Annotated in this window: 2 protein-coding genes; both read left to right on the top strand. The window is 32.0% G+C overall.

Annotated elements, in window-relative coordinates; all coding sequences use genetic code 11:
* The first annotated feature begins 44 nt into the window (after positions 1–44).
* Positions 45–572: a helix-turn-helix domain-containing protein gene (locus IRZ78_RS25965; protein WP_194620487.1), complete on the top strand. Its 528-nt coding sequence runs from the start codon at positions 45–47 to the stop codon at positions 570–572.
* Positions 569–1405 carry an IS3 family transposase gene (locus IRZ78_RS25960; protein ID WP_347349850.1) on the top strand — a complete coding sequence of 279 codons (837 nt, stop codon included), beginning with the start codon at positions 569–571 and terminating at the stop codon, positions 1403–1405. The genes IRZ78_RS25965 and IRZ78_RS25960 overlap by 4 nt, the downstream gene beginning before the upstream one ends.
* The last annotated feature ends 34 nt before the right edge of the window (positions 1406–1439 follow it).

Genomic DNA, 1439 nt, shown 5'->3' with positions numbered 1-1439 from the left:
TTGAACTGCCCCCAAAAAGTTAGACACTATTTGGGGGCATTTTTATGGAAAGAAAAGTCAAGTACAATTATGAATTTAAACTTCGGTGTGTAAAAGAAGTTTTGGAAAACAATCGTTCGATTCGTTCGGTTGCAATTGAAAATAATTTTGAAAGATCCAATCTCAGAGAATGGATATTTTTTTATAACAGGTACGGCATTAAAGGACTTCTGCCTAGAAAGAATCAAATTTATAGTATTGATTTCAAGAAGACTGTATTATTGGCAGTAGAAAATAAATCTTTATCTTTGAGAGAAGCCTGTGTTGATTTTAATATCCCGAGTATGTCTGTCATAATGAAGTGGCAGAAAGATTATAAAAATCAAGGTTTATTGGGCTTGAAAGACAAACCTAAAGGCAGACCTAAATCTATGACTTTCAAAAGAGCTAAAAAGAAATCCAGCAAACCTCTAACCAGAGAAGAAGAACTTTTACAAGAGATCGAATCGTTAAAATGCGAAAATGAACTTTTAAAAAAGTTCAATGCCTTAGTTCAAGCCGAAGAAATCAAAAACAAAAAGCAGAAGCCATAATGGAATTAAGGCATAAGCATGATCTGGGCACTATGCTCAATCATATGAATATGGCCAAAAGCAGTTATTATTACTACGAAAAAAAAGATACAGCCCAGGATAAATATGCCGTTATAAAGGAGCTGATTAAACAGATTTACAACAAGCATAAAGGTAGATTTGGCTACAGGCGCATAGCTTTAGAAATAAGGAATAAAGGTATTTTAATTAATCATAAAACTGTGCTTAGGCTGATGAAGCTTTTAGGCTTGAAAAGTCTGATTCGAGTAAGAAAATATAAATCGTATAGGGGAGAACAAGGCAAAACAGCTCCTAATATATTAAAGAGGAATTTTAAAGCCACAATGCCTAATCAAAAATGGGCTACGGATGTTACTGAATTTAATGTATCTGGCAAGAAATTATATTTATCACCAATAATAGATTTATTTAACGGAGAGATTATAAGCTATGATTTATCTGAAAGACCTGTTTTCGGCCAGATCACCTCTATGCTTAAAAAGTCTTTTGAAAAAATACCCGATCAGTCTAATTTAATACTGCATTCGGATCAGGGATGGCAGTATCGCATGAAACAGTATCAGTATTTATTAAAACAAAAAGGAATTAAACAAAGTATGTCCAGAAAAGGTAATTGCCTGGACAATGCTGTAATTGAAAACTTTTTCGGGATATTAAAATCAGAGCTTTTTTATCTTAAAAAATACAGTTCAGTTAATCAATTAAAGCAAGAAATAATCGAATATATAGAATACTATAATAATGATAGAATAAAACTTAATCTAAAAGGAATGAGCCCGATACAATATCGAGCTCATTATTGTCAAATTTAATTATAAATTCGTCTAAACTTTTGGGTGCACTCTA

Origin of the sequence: Flavobacterium sp. CSZ (assembly GCF_015350725.1) — a bacterium.
GTDB lineage: Bacteria > Bacteroidota > Bacteroidia > Flavobacteriales > Flavobacteriaceae > Flavobacterium.
The sequence above is the reverse complement of the archived record's forward strand: the minus strand, read 5'-3'. Positions and strand labels throughout refer to the sequence as shown.